General features: G+C 68.2%; 24 protein-coding genes. 11 read left to right on the forward strand and 13 right to left on the reverse strand.

Annotated elements, in window-relative coordinates; all coding sequences use genetic code 11:
* Nucleotides 1-96 precede the first annotated feature (96 nt).
* The 6 genes from TSO352_RS06995 (at nucleotide 97) to TSO352_RS07020 (ending at nucleotide 6363) form a co-directional block, all read left to right on the forward strand.
* A complete protein-coding gene (locus tag TSO352_RS06995) occupies nucleotides 97-1041 on the forward strand; it encodes a hydroxymethylglutaryl-CoA lyase (protein ID WP_109106552.1) in 945 nt (314 codons plus the stop codon).
* Complete coding sequence (locus TSO352_RS07000; RefSeq protein ID WP_109106553.1) at nucleotides 1034-2275, forward strand: CaiB/BaiF CoA-transferase family protein; 1242 nt, start codon at nucleotides 1034-1036, stop codon at nucleotides 2273-2275. Before TSO352_RS06995 ends, TSO352_RS07000 begins: the two co-directional genes overlap by 8 nt.
* Before the next feature lie 41 nt (nucleotides 2276-2316).
* A complete protein-coding gene (locus TSO352_RS07005) occupies nucleotides 2317-2907 on the forward strand; it encodes a gamma carbonic anhydrase family protein (RefSeq protein ID WP_109106554.1) in 591 nt (196 codons plus the stop codon).
* A gap of 322 nt (nucleotides 2908-3229) precedes the next feature.
* Nucleotides 3230-3913 (forward strand): GntR family transcriptional regulator, encoded by a 684-nt coding sequence (locus TSO352_RS07010; RefSeq protein WP_109106555.1) that lies wholly within the window; start codon nucleotides 3230-3232, stop codon nucleotides 3911-3913.
* 41 nt (nucleotides 3914-3954) lie between these two features.
* Complete coding sequence (locus tag TSO352_RS07015; RefSeq protein ID WP_247871940.1) at nucleotides 3955-5040, forward strand: phosphotransferase; 1086 nt, start codon at nucleotides 3955-3957, stop codon at nucleotides 5038-5040.
* 6 nt (nucleotides 5041-5046) lie between these two features.
* On the forward strand, nucleotides 5047-6363 hold the full coding sequence (locus tag TSO352_RS07020) for an aminotransferase class III-fold pyridoxal phosphate-dependent enzyme (protein ID WP_109106557.1): 1317 nt from the start codon (nucleotides 5047-5049) through the stop codon (nucleotides 6361-6363).
* Nucleotides 6364-6499: 136 nt separating this feature from the next.
* On the opposite strand, the gene TSO352_RS07025 is transcribed toward TSO352_RS07020, so the two are convergent.
* Nucleotides 6500-7384, reverse strand: coding sequence for a LysR family transcriptional regulator (locus tag TSO352_RS07025; protein WP_109106558.1), 885 nt, complete (start codon nucleotides 7382-7384; stop codon nucleotides 6500-6502).
* 182 nt (nucleotides 7385-7566) lie between these two features.
* Between TSO352_RS07025 and TSO352_RS07030 the strand changes: the two genes are divergently transcribed.
* The gene (locus tag TSO352_RS07030; protein WP_109106559.1) at nucleotides 7567-8448 is read left to right on the forward strand and encodes an MBL fold metallo-hydrolase; all 882 of its coding nucleotides are present in this window, start codon (nucleotides 7567-7569) and stop codon (nucleotides 8446-8448) included.
* An 88-nt stretch (nucleotides 8449-8536) separates the two neighbouring features.
* Here TSO352_RS07030 and TSO352_RS07035 read toward each other — a convergent pair whose 3' ends face one another.
* Complete coding sequence (locus TSO352_RS07035; protein ID WP_247871941.1) at nucleotides 8537-9502, reverse strand: LysR family transcriptional regulator; 966 nt, start codon at nucleotides 9500-9502, stop codon at nucleotides 8537-8539.
* A 138-nt stretch (nucleotides 9503-9640) separates the two neighbouring features.
* On the opposite strand from TSO352_RS07035, the gene TSO352_RS07040 reads away from it, so the two are divergent.
* From TSO352_RS07040 to alr, 3 genes are all read left to right on the forward strand, one after another.
* The gene (locus tag TSO352_RS07040) at nucleotides 9641-11002 is read left to right on the forward strand and encodes an aspartate aminotransferase family protein (protein WP_109106560.1); all 1362 of its coding nucleotides are present in this window, start codon (nucleotides 9641-9643) and stop codon (nucleotides 11000-11002) included.
* 143 nt (nucleotides 11003-11145) lie between these two features.
* The gene (locus TSO352_RS07045) at nucleotides 11146-12645 is read left to right on the forward strand and encodes a CoA-acylating methylmalonate-semialdehyde dehydrogenase (RefSeq protein WP_109106561.1); all 1500 of its coding nucleotides are present in this window, start codon (nucleotides 11146-11148) and stop codon (nucleotides 12643-12645) included.
* A gap of 129 nt (nucleotides 12646-12774) precedes the next feature.
* Nucleotides 12775-13881: an alanine racemase gene (gene alr / locus TSO352_RS07050; protein ID WP_109106562.1), complete on the forward strand. Its 1107-nt coding sequence runs from the start codon at nucleotides 12775-12777 to the stop codon at nucleotides 13879-13881.
* 27 nt (nucleotides 13882-13908) lie between these two features.
* Here the strand turns inward: alr and TSO352_RS07055 are convergent, their stop codons facing one another.
* From TSO352_RS07055 to TSO352_RS07095, 9 genes are all read right to left on the reverse strand, one after another.
* Nucleotides 13909-14676: an SDR family NAD(P)-dependent oxidoreductase gene (locus TSO352_RS07055; protein ID WP_109106563.1), complete on the reverse strand. Its 768-nt coding sequence runs from the start codon at nucleotides 14674-14676 to the stop codon at nucleotides 13909-13911.
* Nucleotides 14677-14747: 71 nt separating this feature from the next.
* A complete protein-coding gene (locus TSO352_RS07060) occupies nucleotides 14748-15782 on the reverse strand; it encodes a proline racemase family protein (protein ID WP_109106564.1) in 1035 nt (344 codons plus the stop codon).
* A gap of 14 nt (nucleotides 15783-15796) precedes the next feature.
* A complete protein-coding gene (locus TSO352_RS07065) occupies nucleotides 15797-17269 on the reverse strand; it encodes an aldehyde dehydrogenase family protein (protein ID WP_109106565.1) in 1473 nt (490 codons plus the stop codon).
* A gap of 59 nt (nucleotides 17270-17328) precedes the next feature.
* On the reverse strand, nucleotides 17329-18594 hold the full coding sequence (locus TSO352_RS07070; RefSeq protein WP_109106712.1) for an FAD-dependent oxidoreductase: 1266 nt from the start codon (nucleotides 18592-18594) through the stop codon (nucleotides 17329-17331).
* Between the two features lie 8 nt (nucleotides 18595-18602).
* Nucleotides 18603-19478, reverse strand: a complete 876-nt coding sequence (locus TSO352_RS07075) for a dihydrodipicolinate synthase family protein (RefSeq protein WP_109106566.1) — start codon at nucleotides 19476-19478, stop codon at nucleotides 18603-18605.
* A 64-nt stretch (nucleotides 19479-19542) separates the two neighbouring features.
* On the reverse strand, nucleotides 19543-20208 hold the full coding sequence (locus TSO352_RS07080; protein ID WP_109106567.1) for an amino acid ABC transporter permease: 666 nt from the start codon (nucleotides 20206-20208) through the stop codon (nucleotides 19543-19545).
* A gap of 13 nt (nucleotides 20209-20221) precedes the next feature.
* Nucleotides 20222-20890 carry an amino acid ABC transporter permease gene (locus TSO352_RS07085; protein WP_109106568.1) on the reverse strand — a complete coding sequence of 223 codons (669 nt, stop codon included), beginning with the start codon at nucleotides 20888-20890 and terminating at the stop codon, nucleotides 20222-20224.
* A 15-nt stretch (nucleotides 20891-20905) separates the two neighbouring features.
* Nucleotides 20906-21610: an amino acid ABC transporter ATP-binding protein gene (locus TSO352_RS07090; RefSeq protein ID WP_247871942.1), complete on the reverse strand. Its 705-nt coding sequence runs from the start codon at nucleotides 21608-21610 to the stop codon at nucleotides 20906-20908.
* Between the two features lie 214 nt (nucleotides 21611-21824).
* Nucleotides 21825-22655, reverse strand: a complete 831-nt coding sequence (locus tag TSO352_RS07095; RefSeq protein ID WP_109106570.1) for a transporter substrate-binding domain-containing protein — start codon at nucleotides 22653-22655, stop codon at nucleotides 21825-21827.
* 216 nt (nucleotides 22656-22871) lie between these two features.
* Here TSO352_RS07095 and TSO352_RS07100 point away from each other — a divergent pair, with 216 nt between their 5' ends.
* Nucleotides 22872-23582: a GntR family transcriptional regulator gene (locus TSO352_RS07100; RefSeq protein ID WP_109106571.1), complete on the forward strand. Its 711-nt coding sequence runs from the start codon at nucleotides 22872-22874 to the stop codon at nucleotides 23580-23582.
* A gap of 244 nt (nucleotides 23583-23826) precedes the next feature.
* Here TSO352_RS07100 and TSO352_RS07105 read toward each other — a convergent pair whose 3' ends face one another.
* Together TSO352_RS07105 and TSO352_RS07110 are read right to left on the reverse strand one after the other, a co-directional pair.
* Nucleotides 23827-24336: a plastocyanin/azurin family copper-binding protein gene (locus tag TSO352_RS07105; RefSeq protein ID WP_109106572.1), complete on the reverse strand. Its 510-nt coding sequence runs from the start codon at nucleotides 24334-24336 to the stop codon at nucleotides 23827-23829.
* Nucleotides 24337-24341: 5 nt separating this feature from the next.
* Nucleotides 24342-24755 (reverse strand): DUF5602 domain-containing protein, encoded by a 414-nt coding sequence (locus TSO352_RS07110; RefSeq protein WP_109106573.1) that lies wholly within the window; start codon nucleotides 24753-24755, stop codon nucleotides 24342-24344.
* Nucleotides 24756-24796: the final 41 nt, after the last annotated feature.

A 24796-nucleotide genomic window follows, 5' to 3' on the forward strand; every position in this document is an offset into this window, starting at 1 on the left:
GGCTTCGGCCGCTAGACAGCAGACCACACCGCATGTCCTTCAAAGCCTTCCACCGGGTGCGCCGTCCCTCGCGCACCCGAACGAGGACCCCTTGCCATGACGAAAGATCCCGTGACCATCGTCGAGGTCGGCCTGCGCGACGGGCTCCAGATCCTCGACCGCGTGATGCCCACCGCCGACAAGCTGCGCTGGCTGGAGGCCGAGCACCGCGCCGGCGTCAACCGGTTCGAGGCCGCCTCCTTCGTCCCGCCCAGGCTGCTGCCCCAGATGGCCGACGCGGCCGAGGTGGTGGCCGGTGCCCGCGCCCTGCCCGGCGTCATCATCCACACCCTGGCCCCCAACCTGAAGGGCGCCATGGCGGCGCTCGCCGCCGGCTCCGACGTGCTCGTCCTGCCCCTGTCGGCCAGCGAGGCGCACAGCCGCGCCAACATCCGCAAGACCCGCGAGGAGTCGGTGGAGGAGCTGGCCCGTGTCTGCCGCGCCCGTGACGAGCGTGCGAGGGAGGGCGGTTGCCAGACCCGCATCGACGCCGGCATCTCCACCGCCTTCGGCTGCACCATCCAGGGCGAGGTGCCGGAGGACGAGGTGGTCCGCCTCGCCGAAGCCTGCCTGGAGGCCGGGGCCGACCGCGTGGCGCTGGCCGACACCGTCGGCTATGCCGACCCGGCGCAGGTCCGCCGCCTCTACCGGCGGGTGAAGGAGATCGCCGGCGACCGCCTGCAAAGCGCCCATTTCCACGACACCCGCGGCCTTGGCCTCGCCAACTGCTTGGCGGTGCTGGACATCGGCATCCGCGAATTCGACGCCTCGCTCGGCGGGCTGGGCGGCTGCCCGCACGCCCCCGGCGCCAGCGGCAACGTCGCGACCGAGGATCTGGCCTTCATGCTGGAGGCGATGGGCTTCGACACCGGCATCGACCTGGATCGGCTGATCGAGGCGCAACGCCTGCTCGCCACCCTTCTTCCCGGCCAGACGCTGCACGGCAAGATCGCCGCCGCCGGCCTGCCCAAGCATTTCCACCGGAGTCCCGTCCATGCCTGACACCGACACCGCCCTTCCGCCCCCCGACCTCCCTCTTTCCGGCATCCGCGTCGTCGAATTCTCCCACATGGTGATGGGGCCGACCTGCGGCATGATCCTGGGCGACCTCGGCGCCGACGTCATCAAGGTGGAACCGGTCACCGGCGACAAGACCCGCGCCCTGCCGGGAGCCGCCGCCGGCTTCTTCCGCACCTTCAACCGCAACAAGAGGTCGCTGGCCGTCGACCTGAACAGCCCCGACGGGCTGGCCGCCGTGCACAAGCTGGTCGACACCGCCGACGTGGTGCTGGAGAATTTCCGCCCCGGCCTGATGGCGCGCTACGGCCTCGACTACGCCAGCCTCGCCGCGCGCAACCCGCGCATCATCAACCTGTCGCTGAAAGGCTTCCTGCCCGGCCCCTACGAGAAGCGCACCGCGCTGGACGAGGTGGTGCAGATGATGGCCGGCCTTGCCTACATGACCGGCCCCACCGGCCGGCCGCTGCGCGCCGGAAGCTCGGTCAACGACATCATGGGCGGCATGTTCGGGGTGATCGGCATCCTGGCGGCGCTGCGCACCCGCGACGCCACCGGCCGCGGCCAGGACATCCAGTCCGGCCTGTTCGAGACCTGCGTCCTGCTGTCGGCCCAGCACATGCAGCAGTTCGCCGTGACCGGCGAGGCCCCGCCCCCCTTCCCGGAACGCATCGCCGCCTTCAGCATCTACGACACCTTCGAGGTGAAGGACGGCGAGCAGATCTTTCTCGGCGTCGTCAGCGACGTCCAGTGGCGGACCTTCTGCACCGCCTTCGGTTTCGACGATCTGGCCGCCGACCCGCGGCTGGACGGCAACACCAAACGCTGCCTCGCCCGCGACTGGATGCTGCCGGAGATCCGCCGCCGCCTCGCCACCTTCAGCAAGGCCGGGATCGCCGAGCTGTTCGAGCGCAACGGCCTGCCCTACGCCCCGATCAACCGGCCGGAGGAGCTGTTCGACGATCCCCACCTGATCGAGAGCGGCGGCCTCGCCCCCATCACCACCGAAACGGGCGGGGAGACCCGCGTCCCGCTGCTGCCGCTGACGCTGGACGGCCGCCGGCTGGGGCCGCGCATGGCCTTGCCGCCGGTGGGGGCGCAGAGCGCAGCGCTGCTGGCCGAACTGGGCTACACTGGGCCCGACATCGACCGGCTGCTTGCCGCCGGGGTGGTGGCCGACCCGGCGGCCGAGGCCGAAGCGGAACGGCTCGCCTCCTGACCGGCGCGAAGCCCGGGCAGGACCAACAAGGACAACAACCGATGACCACCGAGAGCGCCGCCGAGACCGTCTTCGAAACCGGGGAAGCCCTGCTCGCCCGCCACCCCGGCGCCATCTTCCAGCCCTTCAAGGGAGTGTGGCCGCGCATCGCCGCCGACGCCTTCATCGCCCCCGGCGCCGTGGTGGTCGGCGATGTGGAGATCGGGGCGGAGGCCAGCGTCTGGTACGGCTGCGTCCTGCGCGGCGACGACCACAGCATCACGGTGGGGCCGCGCACCAACGTCCAGGACGGCACCATCATCCACGTCATGCTGAACGAGTACCCGACCGTGATCGGTGCCGACGTGGTGATCGGCCACGGTGTGCGGATGCATGGCTGCACGCTGGCGGACGGCTGCCTGATCGGCATCGGCTCCATCGTGCTGGACGGGGCCGTGGTGGAAAGCGGCGCCATGCTGGCCGCCGGCGCGGTGCTGCCGCCACGCAAGCGCGTCCCCGCCCGCCAGCTCTGGGTCGGCAGCCCGGCCAGGCATCTGCGCGATGTCACCGACGCCGAGGTGGCCTTCATCGCCTTCGACATCCGCCACTATGTCAGCCTCGCCCACAGCTACCGCGAGGCGGCCGGGGAGTGACGGAACCGCGCCGGGTTCCCCGGATGCCCCATCGCTTGAGAGTGTGGGGTCGTCACGACGACCCGGACATCGCCCGAACACACCGCTGACGTCCGGGCGGCGAACGGCGGCGATCGCATCGCAACCCCACGCGCAAGGGTTGGTTTCCCTACCGGCCAGCGCGATTGGGGGCGTCGTCCGGCGTCACACCGGCGGACGGTCGGCGCAGCCGGCCATGCGCTCGCGCCTTCCGCATCAAACGCCGCCTTGATCTTCCACCGATCATCCCCCATGATGATGCATCATACAGCATGAGCGTCGACGCCGGAGCAAAGGGTGGGTGATGGCCGAGTACGATCTGGCCCTTCTCGAGCACGACAATCTCGGCAGCACGATCTACCAGAGACTGTGCGAAGCCCTGATGAAGGGCGTGTTCAAGCCGGGCGATCGCCTCAAGATCCGCGACTTGGCGGAGCGCCTGGGGACGAGCGTCACGCCGGTGCGCGACGCCATCCTGCGCTTGGTGCAGGATCAGGCTCTGGTGCTACGGTCGCCCCGCGACATCCGCGTTCCGCGGCTGACCCGGGCCGTCTACCTGGAAATCCGCGACATCCGCGTCAACCTGGAAGGGTTGGCCGCCGAGCGTGCGGCTCGGAACGCCACGCCGGCCCGCATCCTGACCTTGGAAGCCATCCTGAAACGCAACGAAGAGGCCATCGCCGCCGGCGAGACCCCGCTTGCCACCGAACTCAACCAGATGTTCCATTTCGAACTTGCGACCATCGCGGACATGCCGGTGCTCCGCGATATTCTGCGACGGTTGTGGCTGCAAATGGGACCACTGATCGCCGACGTCTACGCCGACGCCGGGCGCACCATGATCGACCACCACTATCCGCTGATGGACGCCATCCGGCGTCGTGACGGCCCGGCCGCCGCTCACGCCATTCAACAGGATATTCTGCTGGCCAGCGGGCCAATTCTGGAGCGCATCGACATGGCAAACTCCCACTCCGTCGCCTTGTGACCCCCTGTTCCCACATTTCCCCTTCCGGGCCGCACCCTACGATGATGCATCAAACATTGAAATCCTCCAACGTCGGGACCACAGCGGCCACCGCACCGCCGGATGTGCTGACCACCGTCGCCCCGCCGATCTCGCGGGAGGACGCCGGCGCTGCGGCACTGCGTCACTTCGGCGTGGCGGGGACCGTGCGCGAACTGACCAGTGAGCGGGACCGCAATTTCCACATCGCCGGCCCCGACGGGCAGGGCTATGTGCTGAAATTCACCAATCCGGCGGAGCCGCAGATCGTCACCAGCTTCCAGACCGAGGCCATGCTGCACGTCGCCGCGCGCGACGCCACGCTGCCGGTGCCGCGCGTCATGCGGACGCTGGACGGGTCGCCCCAGGTCGAGGTCCAGGTCCACGACAGCACCATGGTGCTTCGGCTGTTGACCTATCTCGAGGGCACCCCGCTTCATGCCACCCCGGCGTCACCGGGGCAGATGCGGGCGCTGGGAACCACATTGGCCCGGCTGGATGTGGCGCTGGCCGATTTCGACCATCCCGGTGCGCAGCGGAACCTGTTGTGGGACATCACCCGCACCGCCTGCATCGGGGATCGGCTCGGCTATCTGGAGGATGAGACGCGCCGGCGGATGGTCGAGCGATTCGTCGCCCATTTCGCCGCCGACGTGGCCCCGCGGCTGCCCGCGCTGCGCCATCAGGTCATTCACAACGACCTCAATCCCCACAACGCGGTGGTCGATCCGGTCACGCATGACACCGTCACCGGCATCATCGATTTCGGCGACGCGCTGAAGGGGCCGCTGGTCAACGATCTGGCGACGGCCCTCGCCTACCATGTCGCCAGCGGCGAGACGCCCTTCGGCTCCATGGTCGAGATGACCCGCGCTTACCATGCCGTTCTTCCGCTGACACCGGATGAGGTCGAATTGCTGCCCGATCTGGTGGCGGCCCGGCTGGCTCTGACCATCGGCATCACGAGCTGGCGGGCGGCCGAATACCCCGAGAACCGCGACTACATCCTGCGGAATTCCGAACGTGCCTTCGCCGGCCTGGAACGGCTGACCGGCGGCGAGGCCGCCACCGTGCACGGTCTGCTCCATCTCGCCTGCCAGAAAGTGTGAACCGCCATGACCATGATCAACGCCTACACGCCCGACTCCGCCGCATCCCTGCCGGAGCGCGAGCGCGCCCTGATCGCCCGCCGCGAGACGCTGCTCGGCCCGGCCTACCGCCTGTTCTACACCGACCCGATCCATGTCGTGCGGGGGGAGGGCTCCTACCTCTATGACGCCGACGGCAACCGTTATCTGGACGCCTACAACAACGTCGCCTCGGTCGGGCACTCGCGGCCCGAGGTGGTGGAGGCGATGGCCAAGCAGGCGGCGGTGCTGAACACCCACACGCGCTACCTGACCGACGGCATTCTTGAATTCGCCGAGGCCTTCCTGGCGGAGTTTCCGCCGGAACTGTCGCACCTGATGATGACCTGCACCGGCAGCGAGGCCAACGACCTGGCCTTGCGGGTCGCCCGCGTCCACACCGGCGGGACGGGCGTCGTCATCGCCCACAACGCCTATCATGGCGTGACCTCGGCGCTTGCCGAGCTGTCGCCCTCGCTCGGATCGGCGGTGACGCTGGGGGACCATGTCCGCGTGGTGCCGGCTCCGGACAGCTACCGCATTCCCGAGGCCGAGGTGGGCGCCGCCTTCGCCCGGTCGGTGGAAGCGGCCATCGCCGACCTGAGGGAAAAGGGCATCAAGCCGGCGGCGCTGCTGGTCGACACCATCTTCTCCAGCAGCGGCGTTTTCACCGACCCGGCCGGCTTCCTCGCTCCGGCGGTCGAGGTGATGCGCAAGGCCGGCGGCCTCTTCATCGCCGACGAGGTGCAGCCCGGCTTCGGACGGCTCGGCACCCACATGTGGGGCTTCGCGCGCCACGCCCTGGTGCCCGACATCGTCACCGTCGGCAAGCCCATGGGCAATGGCCATCCCGTGGCCGGCGCCGTGTTCCGGCCGGCGGTGATCGAGCGGTTCGGCAAAAGCCAGCGTTACTTCAACACCTTCGGGGGCAACCCGGTGTCCTGTGCGGTGGCCCTGGCCGTGCTGCGGGTGATCAAGGCCGATCGCCTGCAGGAAAACGCCCTCACCGTGGGCACAGAACTCATCCAGGGCCTGCGGGGTCTGGCCGGCAAGCACGACCTGATCGGCGACGTGCGCGGCAGCGGTCTGTTTGTCGGCGTCGAACTGGTGCGCGACCGCGCTGACAAGTCGCCGGCCTCGGACGAGACCGCCCGCGTGGTCAACGCGATGCGCAAGCGCCGGGTCCTCATCAGCGCCACGGGGCAGGAGGGCCACATCCTGAAGATCCGTCCGCCGCTGGTGTTCTCGTCGGACGATGCGAAGCTGTTCCTCGCCACCCTGGACGAGGTGCTGGCGGCGCTGTAGCGCGTCGCCCTTGCGGTGCAGGCGGAGAAGGGGAGGAATTCGGCAAGGGCGCCGACGGCAATCAAAGCCCAGGCGCAATCGGCGGGATGAAAGACCGTCTCAACGCTGGGGGAGGATGGTAAGGCGCGACGTCGCGTCAGCGTGCGGAGTCGATCACGCGCAGGAAACGGTCAAGTGCCGGGTTGTGCGCGGCGTCGAGGCAGGCAAAGGCCAGCGGCAGACGGATCGACAGGTCGGCGAGTTCGACGAACCGGGCCAGTGCCGGCGGCCGCCCGCGGTTCGCGGCGTTCACGATGGCGGCGCCGATGCCGGCGGACACCAGGGACAGGATCGCCGCCTCGGTGGAAACCTCCTGCACCACATTCGGCGTCAGCCCGGCCTGCTGGCAGGCGCCGATGAGGCGGTCGTAATAGGCCGGGTAGGCGTGGCGCGGAAAGGTGATGAAGGGCCGGCCGGCGAGATCGCGGGCATGGACCGGGGTGTCGGCCGGAAGGTTCCAGGCCCTCGGCACCGCCAGCACCACGTCATGGTCCAGCAGCGGACGGACGTGCAGGCCCGCCGGCGCCGGTTCGAACAGATAGACGAACCCACCATCCAGCCGTCCGTCGACCAGCTCTTCCAGCTGTGCCGGCGTGCTGAGCGGCGCCAGCTCCACCCGGACGCCGGGCGCCTCGCGCTGGAAGCGGTTGAACAGCTCCGGCACCAGCCCGTCCCAACCGGCATTCTCGACGAAGCCGATGCGCAGTTGCCCCTCTTGCCCGGCGGCGACCAGACGGGCGGAGCGGCCGGCCGCTTCCAGCAGGGCCAGCACCTTGCGCGCCTCCGCCAGATACAGGGTTCCGGCAGCGGTCAGCCGCAGGCCGCGCGGGCCGCGGTCGAACAGCGCCGCCCCCAACTCCTCCTCCAACTGCTGGATCTGACGGGATATGGCGGGCTGGGTGATGTTGAGCCGCGTGGCCGCCAGCCGCACGCTCTCATGCTCGGCGACGGCGATGAAGTAGCGCAGATGGCGCAGTTCCATGGATCGGTGACCTCCGAAGGGTGTTCGCAGCCGGCCCAGCCCCAGCCATGACATGCCTCTCTCCGTTTGAGAAGCGACGGGTGTGATGCCTGCCGGGCATCGGCCGCTCCCCGCATCGGCATTGGACGGGCACCGCCCTCTGGCGCACCCTGGTCCGCGAATGCAGAAATCGTGGAATCGTCATGCTGACTTCTTCGACACCACACCTTCTGGGCGATGTCCGCATCACCCGCATCGACGAGTTCGCCAGCGACGCCTTCACCCCGGAGCGCCTGTTGCCCGACTGGGATCCGGCGGCGGTCCGCCGACACGCCAGCTGGCTGGTGCCCGGCAGCCTGAGCCCGGCGCAGGACCGTGTGGTGATCAGCGTCCACGCTTGGCTGGTCGAGGCCGGCGGTCGGCGTGTCCTGGTGGACACCGGTGCCGGCGCGGACAAGGACCGGCCGGGCAAGCCGCTGTTCCATCGGCGGAGCGATCCCTTTCTGGAACGGCTGCGGGCGGCCGGGGCCGAACCGGAGAGCATCGACACGGTTCTGCTGACCCACCTGCACACCGACCATGTCGGCTGGAACACCCGGCTGACCGACGATGGCTGGGTGCCCACCTTTCCCAACGCCCGCTATGTGATGCCGCGGGTGGAGCTGGAAACCATGATGGCTGCGGCACCGGACAGCGATCGCGCCGCCCTGTTCCGCGACAGCGTCGAGCCGGTGCTGGCCGCCGGCCTGGCCGATTTCGTCGGGCCGGACGGCGGCGAGGTCGGCGGCTTCCGCTTCCAGCCCACCCCGGGGCACAGCGCCGGCCATATGTGCATCGCGCTCGACTGCGGAGGCGGCACGGAGGCGCTCTTCACCGGCGATCTGATGCACCACCCGATCCAGATTTACCATCCCGACTGGAATTCGGTGTTCTGCGAAAGGCCGGACGAGGCGCGGCGGTCACGAACGAGGGTGCTGGACAGGGTGGCCGGCACGGACACGACGCTCTTCACCGCCCATTTTCCCGAAAGCTCGGCCGGACGGGTGAGCCGCGACGGCAGCGGTTTCGCGTGGCGGTTCCGGTGACGGCGCCGGGCGGCCCTGCCGTCCCGGCATGAACCGCGGGGGTCTGATGCGATCTTCGCCGCGATCGAGCGGATCGCCGGACCGGGGATCAACCCACCACCTTCCCGCTGTCGTCCTTGGCTGCTGGAACCCACCCGGCATCTTCGCCGTCACCGCCCCGGTTCCCGCGCAAGACGTCCAGGAACCGCTCCAGCACCAGATTCGGTTGGGCGCCCTTCTTCGTCACCACCTGGAACTCCAGGGCGTGATGGTAGGTGTCGGGCAGCAGCGCCCGCATCATGCCGCGCTCGACCCATTGCCGCGCGTAATGGATCGGCAGAAAGCCGACATAGCATCCGGTGAGGATCAGGAACGCCACCCCCTCGCGGTCGGTCGCGCTCGCGGTGTTGTTCAGCTCGTGGGGAAGCTGCGCCTGGGTCGGCGCCACGGCGTCGGCGACCTCGACCGCCTCCCGCGTCACCGCACCGTCGGGGCGGTCGAACAGCGGATGACCATCCCCGCAGTAGAGCAGGGATTCCTCCTGGTAGAGCGGAAGACTGGCCAACCCCGGCAGGCCCCGGCGGACCGGAACGACACCGACGTGCAACTGCCCGTCGAGCACGCCCCGCTCGATCTCGTTGGGCGGGATCATGCGGATGTTGACGCGGACCTCCGGCGCCAGCTGCTTGAGACTGCGCAGGGCGTGGGTCACCCGCATCTGCGGCATGGTGACGAGGTTGTCGGTGATGCCGATGTTCAGTTCGCCGCGCAGGCGGCCATGGACGGTGTTGATCTCGCTGCGGAAGCTCTCCGTGCTGGCCAGCAGACGCAGCGTCGCCTCATAGGCCAGATGCCCTTCATCGGTCAGCCGGAACCCCGCCCGTCCCCGCCGGCAGAGTGTGAGGCCAAGCCGCCGTTCAAGATCCGCCATATGCTGGCTGATCGCGGCGCGGCTGATGTTCAGTTCCACCTCCGCGGCGGAAAAGCCGCCGCATTCCACCACCGTCCGGAAAACACGCAACAGCCGGATGTCAGCATCGCTGATCGGGGCCAAGGGCCGGGCGGGCTTGCTCATGCTGGCACCATGGTGGTTGAAGGCGCGATAGTTAAGTGCAGACTTATGTGAAGTTCTTATAGTTTGGATTTAATCGCAACCACGAACCGTGCACACTCTCCATCGACAGCGCCCCTAACACATGCGGGAGAACAGCGGATGGCCCCCTTGGACAACGATCACGCCCAGTCGCTCGGCAAGGCCGCCGGACTGACGCGCGAGGAGCTTGACTCGCATTGGATGCCGTTCACCGGTAATCGTCAGTTCAAGAGCAACCCCCGCATGATCGTAAAGGCGGAGGGGACCTGGTATTGGGATGCCGAGGGCCGCAAGATCTATGACAGCCTGTCCGGTCTGTGGTGCAGCGGCGCCGGCCATTGCCGCCGCGAGATTTCGGAGGCGGTGGCCCGCCAGATCGCGGAGCTGGATTACAGCCCGGCCTTCCAGCATGGCCATCCGGCCGCCTTCAAGCTGGCGCACAAGCTGGCGTCGATGACCCCGGCCGGGCTCGACCATGTCTTCTTCGTCGGTTCGGGTTCCGAAGCGGCCGACACCTCGCTGAAGATGGCGCGGGCCTATTGGCGGATGAAGGGCCAGCCGACCAAGACCAAGCTGATCGGGCGGTCCAAGGGCTATCACGGCGTCAATTTCGGCGGCACCAGCCTGGGCGGCATCGGCGGCAACCGCAAGCTGTTCGGCACCGGCGTCGATGCCGACCACCTGCCCCACACCCTGCTGCCGCAGAACCAGTTCGTGAAGGGCATGCCGGAGGAAGGCGCTTATCTGGCCGACGCGCTGGAGGAGTTGGTGGCGCTGCACGACGCCTCCAACATCGCCGCCGTGATCGTCGAGCCGCTGGCCGGCTCGGCCGGCGTGCTGCCGCCGCCGAAGGGCTACCTGCAGCGGCTGCGCGAGATCTGCGACAAGCACTCCATCCTGCTGATCTTCGACGAGGTCATCACCGGCTTCGGCCGCATGGGCGCCCGCTTCGGCGCCGACGCCTTCGGCGTGGTCCCGGACATCATGAACGTCGCCAAGGGCCTGACCAACGGCGCGGTCCCGATGGGTGCCGTCGTGGCGAAGCGCGACATCTACCAGGCCTTCATGGACAATGGCGGGCCGGAATACATGGTGGAGTTCCCGCACGGCTACACCTACTCCGCCCACCCGGTCGCCTGCGCCGCCGGTCTGGCCGCGCTCGACATCTTCGAGCGGGAAAAGCTGTGGGAAAAGGCCGCGGCGCTGGCGCCGCACTTCGAAAACCTGATCCACGGGCTGAAGGGGCTGAAGAACGTCGCCGACATCCGCAACTATGGCCTGACGGGCGCCGTCACCATCGCGCCGCTTCCGGGCGAGCCGGCCCGCCGACCCTATGAGATCGGCGAGAAGTGCTGGAAGGCCGGCTACTACGTGCGCTTCGGCGGCGACACCCTCCAGTTCGGCCCGCATTTCCACAGCGAGCCGGCCGACCTCGACCGCTTGTTCAACGTCGTCGCCGACGCCATCCAGGCCACCGCCTGACAAGGGGCCGACCCGTAGGGTCCCCTGCCCTGCGCACCCTCGGTCGGCTCGGCCGCTCGTCCTCCACGAAACCGGAGGACGAGCGGCCGGACCGGGGCGCTTGATACCAACTCCCCAGGCCCAATTCTCCAGGAAAAGCCATCATGACCATCGTTGCCCACCTGATCGGCGGCAAGACTGACGCGCCCGCCGGCACCCGCACCGCCGACATCGTCAATCCCGCCACCGGTGACGTGGCAGGCCAGGTTGCCTTGGCGTCGCGTGCCACGGTGGAAGAGGCCATCGCCGCCGCCGAGGCCGCCTTCCCGGCCTGGCGTGCCACGCCGCCGGCCAAGCGCGCCCGCGTCATGTTCCGCTTCAAGCAGTTGCTGGAGGAGAATGCCGAGCGCATCTGCGCGCTGATCACCCGCGAACACGGCAAGGTCCTGGACGATGCCTTCGGCGAACTGACCCGCGGCATCGAGAATGTCGAATATGCCTGCGGCGTGCCGGAACTGCTGAAGGGCGAGTTCTCCAAGAATGTCGGCCCGGCCATCGACAGCTGGTCGGAATTCCAGCCGCTGGGCGTCGTCGCCGGCATCACGCCGTTCAATTTCCCGGCGATGGTGCCGCTGTGGATGTACCCGGTCGCCATCGCCTGCGGGAACACCTTCGTCCTGAAGCCGTCGGAGCGCGATCCCAGCTCCGCCCTGCTGATCGCCCAGCTGGCGCTGGAAGCCGGCCTGCCGCCGGGCGTGCTGAACGTCGTCAACGGCGACAAGGAGGCGGTCGACACCCTGCTGACCGACCCGCGGGTGCAGGGCGTCAGCTTTGTGGGCTCCACCCCGGTCGCCGAATACGTCTATGCCACCGGCAGCGCCCACGGCAAGCGGGTGCAGGCGCTGGGCGGCGCCAAGAACCACGCCATCGTCATGCCCGACGCCGACCTCGACAACGCGGTCAACGCGTTGATGGGGGCCGCCTACGGCTCCTGCGGCGAGCGCTGCATGGCGATCTCCGTCGTCGTCGCGGTGGGCGACGAGGTGGCCGACCGGCTGAAGGACAAGCTGTCGGTGGCGCTGCGCGACCTGAAGGTCGGCGCCGGCACCTCGGCCGGCTGCGAGATGGGGCCGCTGGTCACCCGGGCGCATTACGAGAAGGTGAAGGCCTATGTCGACCAGGGCGTCGCCCAGGGGGCGGAACTGGTGGTCGACGGCCGGGGTCTGGTCGTGCCGGGGCATGAGAACGGCAACTTCCTGGGCGGCTGCCTGTTCGACCGCGTCACGCCGGAGATGAGCATCTACCGGGAGGAGATCTTCGGCCCGGTGCTGTGCCTCGTCCGGGTCAAGTCGATGCAGGAGGGCATGGACCTGATCGACGCCCACGAATATGGCAACGGCACCTGCCTGTTCACCCGCGACGGCGAGGCCGCCCGCTATTTCGGCGACATGATCAAGGTCGGCATGGTCGGCATCAACGTGCCGTTGCCGGTGCCGGTCGCCTATCACAGCTTTGGCGGCTGGAAGCGGTCGCTGTTCGGTGACCTGTCGGCCTATGGCCCGGACGGCGTGCGCTTCTACACCCGCCGCAAGACCATCACCCAGCGCTGGCCGACCGGCGGGGTCCGCGAAGGCGCCCAGTTCGCCTTCCCGTCGATGAAGTAAGCATCTCTGCGGTCGCGACGCCGGTGCCGATGTGGGCGCCGGCGTCGTCTGCATTTTTCCCTGCCCGCGGGCAGGCGACCAGAACCACGAACCCGAATTCCGATCCATTCAGGAAGGATAGCCCGTTCCATGGCTCATCCGTCGATGGCGCACGCCGGTGCCACGCTGACGATCGACCTGGCCGCAATCCGCGACAACCATCGCCAGCTGAAGGAAATCGCCGGTGGAGCCGTCTGCGCGGCCGTCATCAAGGCCGACGCCTATGGTCTGGGGGCCAGCCGTGTCGCTCCGGCGCTGGAGGATGCGGGGTGCGACACGTTCTTCGTCGCCCATATCGGCGAGGCCATCGCACTGCGCCCCCATCTGAATCCAACCACGCGGGTCATCGTCCTTCACGGCCCGCCCCCTGGAACCGGGCCCGATTTCGTCGCGCACGACATCCGCCCGGTTCTGAGCAGCCGCGAGCAAATCCAGGCCTGGAGCCGTTTGGCCACCCGGCTCGGCCGACCGCTGGATGCCATGCTGCAGGTCGACACCGGCATGTCGCGCCTGGGTCTGGCACCGGATGACGTGATCGGGCTGGCCGATCAGCCGGGCATGCTCGACGGCATTCGGGTGTGTGGCGTGATGAGCCATCTCGCCTGCGCCGACGACCCGCAGCATCCGGCCAACGCCGAGCAGCACAGCCGCTTCGTCGAGGCGCTGCGCCTTCTTCCACCGGCTCCGGCCTGCCTGTCCGCGTCGTCGGGCATTTTCCTCGGAGCGGACTTCCACTTCGACATGGTCCGTCCCGGCGCCGCCCTGTATGGCATCGCACCCGTTCCCGGCAGGGCCAATCCGATGAGCCCGGTGGTGCGCCTCCAGGCACGGATCATCCAGACCCGGACGGTTCCGGCCGGGGCCGCCGTCGGCTACGGGTACACGCACAGGACGACCTCACCGCGCAGGATCGCCACGGTGTCCGTCGGCTACGCCGATGGATATCTGCGGGCGCTCAGCGGCACCGGCTGCGCGCACATCGGGGATGTCCGGCTGCCAGTCATCGGACGGGTGTCGATGGACACCATCACGCTGGACGCCAGCGACGTCGACGAGCATCACCTCCAGCCGGGGGCGTCCGTCGAACTCATCGGTCCCAAGACCTCGGTCGACGATGTCGCGCGATCCGCCGGAACCATCGGCTATGAAATACTGACGAGCATCGGCAACCGGTACCACCGGGTTTACGCGCACTGACGGCCAATTTCGCCGTCGAAGGCCGGATCAGCGGATGTGGCTGCCGCCGTTCACATCGAGCGTGGCCCCGTTCAGGGAACGCTGGGACGGCCGCAGCACGAAGGCAACGAGTTCCGCCACCTCCGACGGCTCGGCCATCTCGCGGATCGGAATGTCGGCGACCGCCGCGTCCTTGCCGAAGCGTTCGATGACGTCGTCGGCCATGGCGGTCCGCACCCAACCGGGCGCGATGGCGACGGCGGTGACGCCGTCGGCGCCGAAGCTGCGCGCGATCGATTTCGTCAGGTTCAGCAGAGCCGCCTTGCTGGCGCCGTAGGGCATGGCGTCGGCGGCATAGCCGCGCTGCCCGGCCCGGCTCGCCATGTTGACGATCCGGCCGCCGCCGGTCTCACGGAAATGGCCGATGGCGGCCCGACACAGGTCGGCGGCGGCGAACAGGTTGATCTGGAACTCGGACTTCCAGACCGCCTGCCAGCGGTCGAGATCGCTTTCAGGGCCGGCCTCCGTCCGGGTGCCGGCGTTGTTGACCAGGGCGTGGATCCGCCCGGCCGCGGCGGCGGCCCGCGTCCACAACGCGGTCGGGCCGTCCGCCGCAAGCAGGTCGGCCTGCACGACCCAGCCCTTGCCGCCGATGCGGTCGAGCAGGGCCTCTGCCTTGTCGCGGTCACGCCCGTAATGGATGACGGGATGCGCGCCCTCCGCCACCAGACGCTCGACGATGGCGGCACCGATGCCGCCGGACGCCCCCGTCACCAGGACATGCAGCCCGGCGAGGGGCAATGAATGAGGACCCATCTGGAAACTCCCGCTACCGGATCGCCCGTCGGGAGCCGACGCCCGACGGGCGGATGTCGTCGTTCTAGAGTTCAGCCGAGCAGATGCACCTGCGGCCCCCAGCTGTCGGACAGGGCGAAGCCGGCCGGGAAGGGGTCGGACGCGTCCATGCGCAGTTCCTCGCGGCCATAGACGTATCCCTGGCCGGTGACGCGCGGCAGCACCGCCTTGCGGTCGCCGACCGTCGTCTCCCCCACCGCTTCCACCAGGAACTCGCCGCCGATGATGGAGCGGGACCGCCGGCTGTCGCCCACCGTCACCAGACCACGGGCGTGCAGCGTCGCGAGGTTGGCGGAACTGCCGGTGCCGCAGGGAGAGCGGTCGACGCGCCCCGGCTTCAGCGTGGTGCAGGTCCGCACCGCGCCGTCGGGCTCCTGGCTGCGGAACATGACATAGGCGATCTCGTCCACGCCCTGCAGGGTCGGGTGCTGCACGCGGACGCTCTCGGCCAACAGCTCCTTCAACGCGATGCCGGCCTCCGCCAACTCGCGGGCCTGGCCCGGCGCAATCGTCAGGCCGGTCTGGTCCACATCGACGATGGCGTAATAGACGCCGCCGAAGGCGACATCGACCTTGATCGTGCCCCAGCGGGCGGTGCCGACCGGCCGGTCGAGCGCCTCGACGAAGGACGGAACATTGTCGAGGCTGACCGACAGGCAGCGGCCGTCCTGGCAGCGGGCGCGCACGGTGATCAGACCGGCCGGCGTGTCCAGCCGCACCCGTGTCTCGGGCTCCGTCATCGGCACACGGCCGCTTTCCAGCAGCGCCGTGACCACGCAGATGCAGTTGCTGCCCGACATCGGGTGGGCGCGGTCCGCCTGCAGCACGATGAAGCCGGCGTCGGCATCGGGCCGGGTCGGCGCCACCAGCAGGTTGGTCGACATGTGCACGGCGGCGCGCGGCTCGAAGGTGACGAAGCGGCGCAGGCTGTCGTCCACACTGTTGATGTGGTTCATCTTGTCGAGCATGGTGCGGCCGGGGATCTCCGGCGCGCCGTCGACGATCACCTTGCCGATCTCGCCCTGGCAATGAACCTGGACGAGCTTGAGCGAGCGTTCCCAGTTCATGATGGTGCCTCCCGTCACTTGATGTACCAGCCCCAGGGATTGTCGCTGACGAAGCGCGTGATCTGCTTGGTTTCCAGGTAATTCGCCAGACCCCAGCGGCCCAGCTCGCGGCCGATGCCCGATTGCTTGTAGCCGCCCCAGGGTGCCTCGGTGAAGGTCGGCTGGGAACAGTTGATCCAGACGATGCCGGCGCGCAGGGCCGCGGCGACACGCTCGGCGCGCGCGTCGTCGGCCGACATCACCGCCGCCGCCAGACCGAAGCGGCTGTCGTTGGCAAGCCGCACCGCCTCGGCCTCGTCGCTGAACCGGCGCACGGACAGCACCGGCCCGAAGAACTCCTCACGCCACGCCTCGCTGTCGAGCGGCGTGTCGAGCAGCACGGTCGGCTGAATGAAGTAACCGGCCTCGAACCCCTCGGCACGGCCACCGCCCGCCGCGACCGTGGCGCCCTGCTGGCGCGCGCGGTCGATCATCGCCAGCACCTTGTCGAACTGCCCCTTGGAGACCAGCGGCCCCAGCAGGGTTCCGTCCTCAAGCCCGTTGCCGATGCGGATGCGCCCGGTTTCCAGCACCAGCCGGTCGACCAGCCGGTCGTGGATGCCGTCCTGCACCAGCAGGCGCGAGGTGGCCGAGCAGACCTGCCCCTGGTTCCAGAAAATGCCGAACAGGATCCATTCCACCGCCTTCTCGACATCGGAATCGTCGAAGACGATGAAGGGCGACTTGCCGCCCAGCTCCAGACTGATGCGCTTGATGTCGCGGGCGGCGGCGGCCATGACCTTCGAGCCGGTGGGAACCGAACCGGTGAAGGCCAGCTTGTCGACGCCGGGATGGTCGCACAGCGGCTGCCCGGCGTCCGGGCCGGTGCCGGTCACGATGTTCAGCACCCCCGGCGGCAGCTCGATGCTCTGGGCGATGTCGCCCAGTTCCAGCGCCGTCAGCGGCGTCAGCTCCGACGGCTTCAGCACCACCGTGCAGCCGGCCGCCAGCGCCGGCGCCACCTTCCAGGCCGCCATCAGCAGCGGGTAGTTCCAGGGAATGATCGCCCCGGCCACGCCGATCGGCTCGCGCACCGCCTTGGAGGTGAAGCGCGCATCGGACAGGGCGATCGTCTCGACCGCGCCGTCCAGTTCCTCCGCCAGATCGGCGTAGAAGTCGAAGCAGCCGGCGGCGTCGGCGATGTCCCAGGCCGCTTCCGGCAGCGGCTTGCCGTTGTCCAGCACCTCCAGCCGCGCCAACTCGTCCTGGCGGTCGCGGATGGCGGCGGCGATCCGGCGCAGGTAGCCGGCGCGCTCGGCCCCGGACATACGGCGCCAGGGACCATGCTCGAAGGCGGTGTGGGCGGCGCTGACGGCGGCGTGGACGTCCTCGGCCGTGGCGGCCGCCACATGGTGGATGACCTCTTCGGTCGCCGGGTCGATGACCGGGAGGCGTCCGCCTCGGGCCGCCGGGGTCCATTGCCCGGCGATGAAAAGCTGGTCACGCATGTCGGTGTCTCCGATGTCGGTGTCTACGGGCGCCCGATATCCGGGCCGCCGTCCGTCGTTCAAAACCGGTTCACACGATAGGGCGTCATGTCGATGGGCGGCGGCGCACCGGTCACCAGATCGCCGATCAGGCGCGCCGTCGTCGCCGAATAGGTCAGGCCGAGATGCCCATGGCCGGTGGCGTAGAACAGGCCGGGCACCCGCGCCGACGGGCCGATGACCGGCACCGTGTCGGGAAGCGCCGGACGGTGACCCATCCATTCCGAGGCCCCGTCCGTCTTCAGGCCCGGCAGCGCCTCCCGCGCGCGCTTGACCAGCACGCGGGCGCGGCGGTAGTCGGGCGGCGCATCCAGCCCGGCCATCTCCACCGTCCCGCCGACCCGGATGCCGCCGGCGGTCGGCGTCACCATGAAGGCGCGCGCCGGCCAGATGATGGAATGGCGCATGGCGATGCCGGGATCGGCGATCTGGGTGTGATAGCCGCGCTCGGTCTCCAGCGGGATCGGCTCGCCCAGGCGGCGGGACAGCCGGCCGGTGAAGGCGCCGGCCGCCAGCACCACCCGGCCGGCGGCGATCCGCCGCCCATCCCGCAGGCGCAGCGCCCGGACCGCACCGTCGCCACCGTCCCGTTCGAACTCCGCCACCTCGCCGGTTTCGATCCGCCCGCCGGCGGCCAGGAAGCGGTCCACCAGCGTCAGCACCAGCCGGTACGGGTCGCGGACGGAACGGTTCTGCGGGAACAGCACCGCCCGGCCGATGCGGTCGCTGATCGCCGGTTCCAGCGCCCGCAGCTCGTCGCCGCTCAGCAGGCGATGGGGGAAGCCGAAGCGCTCCACCACCTCGATGTGCTCGCGGTCGGCGGCGAATTCCGTGTCGTCGGCATAGAGGCTGAGGCAGCCCTCCTCGCTCAGCACGTCCGCGGCGCCGGCCGCCGCCAGGAGCGGCAGCAGGTCCTCATAGACGCGGCCGCAGAGCACCGCCCCCGCCGCCTCCAGCGCCCGCACCCGCGACGGCCGGCTGGCCAGCACGAAGCGCAGGAACCAGGGAGTCAGCTTGCCCAGATAGCTCGGGCGCAGCCGCACCGGCCCTTCCGGGTCGAGGAGCCAGCGCGGCAGCTGCGCCCACATCGACGGGCGCGAGGCCGGCATGAACTCCGTCACGGCGATGCTCGCCATGTTGCCGTAGGAGGCGCCCCGGCCGGGAGAGTCCCGGTCGACCAGGACCACATCCTCCCCGCGGCGCCGCAGCTCGAAGGCGATGGCGGCGCCGATGATCCCGGCGCCCACCACGACGATCGGCTTCTGTTCCCCTGTGTCCGAAGCCATCGTCATCCTCAGCCCAGAACGGGTTCCATCGCCTTCTTGAACGCGGCCTTCTCCTCGTCGGTCAGCGGCAGGAGAGGCTGGCGGCCGACGCCGACCGGCGTGCCGGCCAGCTCGCAGCCATACTTGACCTTCTGGGCGAACTTGCCGCTTTCCAGGCTGGACATGGCGCCGTAGATCACCTGCATCTTGTCGCGCGCCGCCAGCCAGTCGCCGGCCTCGATGGTGTTCACCAGATCGACGCAGGCCCGCGCCATGCAGTTCGCCGGGCCGCAGATCCACGAGGTGGCGCCCCACAGGTAGAAGTCCAGCGTCTGGTCGTCCGACCCGTTGGTGACCTGATAGCGGTCGCCGAAACGGCTGCGGATGTCGATGGCGCGCAGCAGGTTGCCGCTCGATTCCTTGATGCCGATGACGCGCGGCTCGTCGGCGAAGGCTTCCAGCACCGCCATGCCGACCTCGACGCCGACCTTCGGCGGGTAGTTGTACAGCACGATCTCCACATCGACGGCGTCCAGCACCGAGCGGTAATGGGCGATCAGCTCGTCGGGCGCCGGGGTGGCGTAGAAGGGGGCGGACAGCAGCACCGTGCCGTAACCGGCGTCGCGGGCGCGCTTGGTGTGCTCGATCACTTCCCAGGTCGACCCGGCGTTGGTGCCGGCGATCAGCAGCTCGTCCTTGTTGGCGAACTCCGCGACGAATTGCAGGACCGACAGGCGCTCGTCGGCGGTCAGGGCGTTGTATTCGCCGGTCGAGCCGCAGGGGACCCAGCCCTTGACGCCGTCGTCGCGCAGCTTGGTCAGTAGCTTTTCGAAGCGATTGAAGTCGATCTTGCCCTGGTCGTTGAACGGGGTGACGAGGGCGGGCATGACGCCTTTGAGCTTCATGGGAAAATCACTCCTGGATGGGTTGTCGGATGGTCCGGACCGGTGTTGGTCCGGAGGGATGGCGTCAGGCGGACAGCTTCGCCAGGACCCGCGATTCGAACCGCGTCACGACACGGGTCAGCGGGAACGCGATGGCGAAGTAGATCAGGGCGACGACGGTCAGCACCTCGACCGGCCGTGCGGTGTTGTTGGAGATGTTCTGGCCGATGAACATCAGATCGGCCATGCCGACCGCCGACAGCAGCGCGCTTTCCTTGAACAGGCTGACGCAGTTGGACAGCAGAGTCGGCGCGGCGCGCAGCAGGGCCTGCGGCAGGACCACATGCACCACCTGCGTCGCGTGCGGCAGGCCCAGCGCCGTGCAGGCGTCGTATTGCTCGCGGCTGATCGACTTCAGGGAGGCGCGGAAGGTCTCGCTGGTGATGGCGCCCATATACAGGGTCAGCGCGATGATCCCGGCAACGATGTTGGGGATTTCCGTCCCGATGACCAGCGGCAGGCAGAAGAAGAACCAGAACAGCTGCACGATCACCGGCGTGCCGCGAAAAACCTCGACATAGGCACGGGCGGGAACCCGGACGAACGGGCTGTTGGCGCTGCGCGCCATTCCCACCAGGAAGCCGAGCAGGCTGCCCAGCACGACACAGATGACCGTCAGTTGCAGCGTGGTCCAAAGGCCGAGAAGCAGGGCTTCCTTGAACCGCAGCACGATGGCGAAATCGAAGGTCATGGACGGCCTCTCCTCAGCGGGAGGTGGGTTCGTAGCGGCGCGCGGCAAACTCGACGCACTGGGCGACCACGAACGAGATCACGAAATAGATCAGCGCCACGGCGGTGAAGGTTTCGATCGGGCGGTAGGTCTGGGTCGCCAACGACTTGCCCGCATACATCAGGTCCTGCACGGCGACGAGCGCCACCAGGGCACTCTGCTGGAAGGTGCCGATGCCATTGGTGACCAGCACCGGCAGCGACAGCCGCAGCGCGTTGGGCAGGATGATGTACAGCGTCCTCTGCACCGGGCCGAAGCCCAGCGCCACGCTGGCGTCCATCTGCTCGCGCGCCACCGACTGGATCGACGCGCGGTAGGCTTCGGCGTTGAAGGCGGTCAGGTTCAGCCCCAGCGCGACGATGCCCATGGTGATGGAGTCGATGTACACGTCGAACAGGATCGGCACGCAGTAGAAGAACCAGATGATCTGGACGATGGCGGGCGTGCAGCGGAAGAACTCGACGAACAGCATGCTGAGCACGCGGACCGGGAAGATGGAGCTGGTCGTCAGCAGCGCCACGCCGAACCCCAGGACCAGCCCCACCACATTGGCGGCGACCGTCAGCTCCAGCGTCACCAGCAGCCCGTCGATCAGGACGTCGGTGTTGGAGAGCACCGAATAGAAGTCGAACGCGTAGTCCATTCGATCACCCTTCCGTCAACGGATGTGGAAGACACGCTCGATGAACTCCCTGGTCCTCTCCTCCCGCGGCGAGCCCAGAACCTGCTCCGGCGGACCATCCTCGACGACGACGCCACCGGCACAGAAGATCACGCGCGAGGCGATGTTCTTCGCGAACCACATGTCGTGGGTCACGATCACCATCGGCATGTCCTGCTGGGCCAGTTGCAGGATGACCTGCTCGACCTCCGCCACCAGTTCCGGATCGAGCGCCGACGTCACCTCGTCGAACAGCATCAGCTTGGGGTCGAGCATCAGCGCGCGGGCGATGGCGACGCGCTGCTTCTGCCCGCCGGACAGGTGGTTCGGATAGGCCTCCGCCTTCGCCTCCAGCCCGAAGCGGGCCAGCAGGGCGCGGGCGCGGGCCGTCGCCGTCGCCTTGTTCTCACCATGCACCTTGCACGGCGCCAGGATCAGGTTGTTGAGGATGTTCAGGTGCGGGAACAGCGTGTAATGCTGGAAGACCATGCCAATCTGGCGCCGCACCACCGTGTCGATCGTCGTGCGGCGTCCCGCCGGGCTGGCCTCGATGTAGGGCTTGCCGGCGAACCGGATGCTCCCCTCGTCGATCTGCTCCAGCCCCATCAGCACCCGCAGCAGCGTGCTCTTGCCGCCACCGCTGGGGCCGATGACGACCACGCGCTCGCCCGGCTGCATATCGATGGACAGGCCTTTGAGCACGCGGATGTTCGGACCGTAGCCCTTGTGAAGGTTCCGGACCTGGACGAGGGGGGCGGCCGTCCCGGCAGCGGGTGCGCCCCGCTGCGTGCCGAGCCGGTCGTCGCTCTGAAGGAGAGGGGCTGGGGAGGATTGGGTCACGGCTTCGTCTCGCGATCTGCAGGAATTGCGTGGTTGCGGTGGGGAGCCGCACGCGATGCACGGCCCCGGCCCGCTCTCACTTGCCGGCCTTGATGACCTCGTCCACGGCCTTGCGGATCAGCTCCTCGACCTGTCCGGTGGCGACCTTTTCCTCCAGGAAGATGTTCACGACCTCGATGTCGGCATAGGACAGCTGGGCCGGCAGGCCGAAGGCGACCCCCTGCTTGGCCAGCGCCGGAACCGGATTCATCACGGCGGCCCAATCGGGATTCGACTGAAGGAACAGCTGGTTGCTGTCCGAAGCGTCAACCAGCAGGTCGGCGCGCTTGGACATCACGGCCATCCGCGTTTCGTCGTTTCCGGGCAGACGCAGCACCTGGGCCTGCTTCACCGCCGCGGAAATCGCCTTGTCCTGCGAGGTGCCGGACATGACGGCCAGCGTCACCCCCGGCTTGTCGATGTCGGCGATCGCTTTCGGCGCCTGCGGCAGCTTGGTGTTCTGCTTGTTGTAGGCCAGCGAGATCTCGTACTGCATGGCGGCGATCGAGAAATTCACCGCCATGGCCCGCACCGGGGTGCGGTTGAGCGCCAGCGCCATGTCCCATTTGCCGGCCTGAAGCCCGGCGACGAGGTTGTCCCAGGTGCTGTCGACGAACTTCGGCTTCACCTTGAGAACATCGGCGAACTGCCGGCAGAGGTCCGAGAAGAACCCCGAATATTCGCCGGTCGCCGGATCGCGCATCACATAGGGCGCCGCAACGGCGGCTCCACACCGCAAGGTGCCGGATTTCTGGACCTTCTGCCAGTAGCCCTCGACCGCCTGGGCATGGGCCGTGCCGGACATGGCGGCGCAGAAGGCCAGGACCGCGAAACCTTTGAGAGCAGGAGCAATCGCTTTCGACATCATCGCCAAATTCCTTTCATGCGCCGCATGACCCATGGATGGGTGAAACGGAATGGGTGATTCTGTGGGGGTGTTGTCGACAGCGTGCCGACATGAGGGACTATGAAGCCGATACGATCAGTGTGTCAAACAGAAAAAAACAACGTGTCGACACGACGACGCGCTGCCGATATGGTTGGGATGCCAACCAAGTTGCTGATGCACGCAAAGGGGCCGAGGATGACGTGGGATAGCGAGACCAAGCGCGTTAAGGGCAGCGGCTGGCGGAGCGTGTATGACGCCTTGAGAATGGACATTCTCACGCTGGCGCTTCGTCCGGGGGACCTGCTCGACGAGACCGCCTTGGCTGACCGGTTCGAGATGTCGCGATCTCCCATCCGCGAGGCGCTGATCCGGCTGGCCGGCGAGGAACTGGTCGTCACCCTCCCCAACCGCAGCACGATCGTGGCGCCGATCGAAATCGCCACCTTCCCGAAATATGTGGAGGCGCTGGACATCGCCCAACGCATGGTCACGCGTCTGGCCGCCGCACTGCGCACCGAGGATGACCTGGTGAACATCAAGGCGGCCCAGATGTCGTTCGAGAAGGCGGTGAAGTCCGGCGATCACCTGCTGATGTCCGAGATGAACCGCGACTTCCACATGAGCATCGCGGCCGCCGGCAAGAATCCGTATCTCGCATCCTTCTATGACCGTCTGCTCAACCAGGGCCGGCGCATGCTTCACATGCATTTCGACTTCATAGAACGGACCACCGACGCCTACCTGCTCACCGGCGACCATCACGCGATGATCGAAGCGATCCAAGCAAGGGACGTTGAACGGGCCGACGAACTGGCCCACGCGCACACGCGGCAATTCCGCGACAACTTCATCAATTTCATGAAAGAAAATTACGCCGACACGTTCATGATCAAGACCGGGGGATAGACGACGCTGCAGTGGCTTGCGCTGCGACTGTGCGGAGCCCTCGCATCACCCCCAGAATCCTGGTCGGGCGTGTTTGGCTCCTCCTGCGCGAGAAACCGATGTCGCTGCCGGTCTTTCCCGATCAAAACGCTATCGTTGACGCGTGTTGCGACGCCAGGAGCGCGCTCGTCACCGAAGCCGGCCGCGTCAAATCCCCCTGCTTCCCGCCCCGGCTCCAGAAGGTCATGTCATAGGGGAGTCGGTATCACGGGGTGGCGCGGACGGCCTTGCGGCGAACGATCTCCTCGGGCGAGGGAAGCAGCCGGCGCGCCGGCTCGGGCAGCGTGGCGGCGGACAGGCTTCCCTGTGGGCGGCCGACGACGAGGCGCCCGGCCATGCCCGCCTCCTCGTGCGGGATGCAGAAATAGTCGTACACGCCCGCCGTGGTGAGACTCAGTTCGAAGCTCTGCTCCGGCAGCAGGTAGTCGGAGTTCCACGGCGCCGCCCCCTCGGGAATGCGCAGCGGGTGACCGGCGTTCGCCGGATGGTAGGCGGTACTGGTGTGTGCGTTGCCCGGATCGATGTTGATCCATCGGATCGTCTGCCCCGGCTCGACCAGCACACCGATCGGATCGAACCACACCTTGGAACCGTCGGCGTTGCCGCGCATGCGGATCTCCACCACCGCGGCCGCCGGCGCGGCGGCCGGCAGCCCGATGAGTGCGAGGCCGGCTGCCCAGCCGCCGGCCCGCAGGAGGGTGCGTCGCGCCAGCATCACGGCTACTTCGCCACGCGCGCCTCGTCGGCCTTGGACACGTGCCAGAGGACGATGTGGTAATGCGGCTTTTCGACGCCCGGATGGCCGGCGTTGTAGTACATGTCGACGTGGTCGACGTTGCCGCCGGCGGCCTTCAGGTTGTCGAATGTCTTCTGCCCCTGGATGTCCTCGACCGGGATCATGTAGATGGTGCTGGCCAGCCGGCCATCGTGGTCGTAGGCAAGGAACGGGCCGGCCGGCAGCGTCTTGGGATCGACGTAGAGCGTGCCCATGCCCGGCAGGAAATCAGGCAGCTTCACCAGCTCGCTGACCTTCTTGTAGGCGCCGCCAGGCGGGGCCTTGTCCACGCTCTGCGCCTGGGCGGGAACGACGGCCAGCGCGAAGGCGCCGGCGATCAGGATGGTGCGGATCAGCATGGTGTCCTCCCTTGGGATGTGGTCCGAAGCCTCGGACCGGT

This window comes from Azospirillum sp. TSO35-2 (assembly GCF_003116095.1).
GTDB lineage: Bacteria > Pseudomonadota > Alphaproteobacteria > Azospirillales > Azospirillaceae > Azospirillum.